We start from the raw sequence: 1,469 nt of genomic DNA on the forward strand, positions 1-1,469 counted from the left end.
TTGATACGGCTACCATTGAGCGTGACTCTTTTTATTGCGAGCGTGACTCTCGGGGAGTCATGCGTGACTGTTTGGGACTCTTTATTGATGCGGCTACCATTAAACGTGTCTCTTTTTATAGCGAGCGTGACCCACTCAGCGAAGCGTCTCGCTTCAGTGTTTTCATTAGATCTATGGCCTGCTAAATAAAAATGCTACAATATAAGTTTTGTACAAAACAAAGGCTAGAAGCCTTGCCTAATACGACATAGCGAGACGCTATGCCGAACGTGCAAATTGTTACTGCGGTGCTGCGCTGAGCGGAGGATTAAATTCCCTCTTAAAATATTTTCTCTAAATTATAAATCTTCAGGATAGGTATTGTGCTCGCTTAAGTAGGTTTGTAGGCTACGCATATTCTCTATGTGTTGTGTATTGGTAATATCAATAGGATGCTCAAACTGAATTATTTCTAATGTTTCATTGGCTAACTCCTTAATACTATAAAATGGAGCTTGCAACAATTGCTCCTTGGTGTGCCATTTCCCATAAACTGATTTGGGAGTTAAACATCGGTAACAAAAGTCTTCTTCTAAAAAAGGGTCTGTGTAAAAATTTATATCCATTAAATCATTCTCACGATAAAATTTTCTTTTAGATGCTACCCCTACAAAGCTCTTATAGAATATCTTACTATCTAAGGATTGATAAATATTATAGAAGAATTGCTCGTAATAATGAAACTGTTCGAGTGTGAAATTTGGTTCTTCACATACAAACTGAACATAAAGTTGTTCATCATTTATGTGTTTCATTAACAAAGCATGTTTACTATGTTCACCTAATTTTCGTTCACTATAAATAAAACTATCTTCTTCTTCAATATTATTAATAAATCCATTAATTGCGTCTTCAAATATCTGGTAATCTTTTGTATCATCAGGAAATGATGAACTCCAAACAAAGATTTCTGTCCAATTAATATTAAAGTTTTTAATTGAATTTAAAATATCTCTTATCGACTCCTTAGTAGGCATCGCAACTGTAAACTGTATTTCTATATTGTCTATCATTCTGTTACTACTTTAATACGTTGTTTTGCTTTATCAGTTATCAGATTTGAACCTTTAACTGCCTTCTGAATCTTAGCAGCCTGTGTTGCCACATCTCCTTTTCCACCATCGAGCACAATATAACGAAATTCGACGTTATCTAGAGCGGAGGCTGGTATATTTTTGCTTTCAAGAAATTGTGAGAGGGCTTTTCCTTTTTCTGATTTAAATTGAACCAGCGCATCCATTATTTTACCATAATCGAGCAATTGGTCTTTATCGAAACTACTTCCCACCTTAACATCAACAATTATTAGTTTATCGTTATTGGCATAAATCCAGAAATTATCGGGAGTACGATTTTTTAATAGGCCTAATTGATCTGATATGCTTTGACTAAGGCTAAACTTAATATGCGAAGTAGAACCTACCCCGCTC

At 35.1% G+C, this 1,469-nt stretch carries 3 protein-coding genes; 1 reads left to right on the plus strand and 2 read right to left on the minus strand.

Annotated elements, in window-relative coordinates:
* The coding region (locus A8B35_RS23655; protein WP_222844213.1) for a hypothetical protein at window positions 1-185 on the plus strand (185 nt) is incomplete at its 5' end.
* A gap of 153 nt (window positions 186-338) precedes the next feature.
* Here A8B35_RS23655 and A8B35_RS22895 read toward each other — a convergent pair.
* Together A8B35_RS22895 and A8B35_RS23495 are read right to left on the minus strand one after the other, a co-directional pair.
* The gene (locus A8B35_RS22895) at window positions 339-1,052 is read right to left on the minus strand and encodes a hypothetical protein (RefSeq protein WP_068475859.1); all 714 of its coding nucleotides are present in this window, start codon (window positions 1,050-1,052) and stop codon (window positions 339-341) included.
* Window positions 1,049-1,469: hypothetical protein (locus A8B35_RS23495; protein ID WP_171973263.1), on the minus strand; the 421-nt coding region annotated here is incomplete at its 5' end. The genes A8B35_RS23495 and A8B35_RS22895, both read right to left, overlap by 4 nt.

The organism is Saccharicrinis aurantiacus (assembly GCF_001660705.2).
GTDB lineage: Bacteria > Bacteroidota > Bacteroidia > Bacteroidales > Marinilabiliaceae > Saccharicrinis > Saccharicrinis aurantiacus.

Excerpts from the sequence above, each read along its gene's own strand:
- A8B35_RS22895 (WP_068475859.1), bottom strand. The coding sequence starts at position 1,052 with ATGATAGACAATATAGAAATACAGTTTACAGTTGCGATGCCTACTAAG.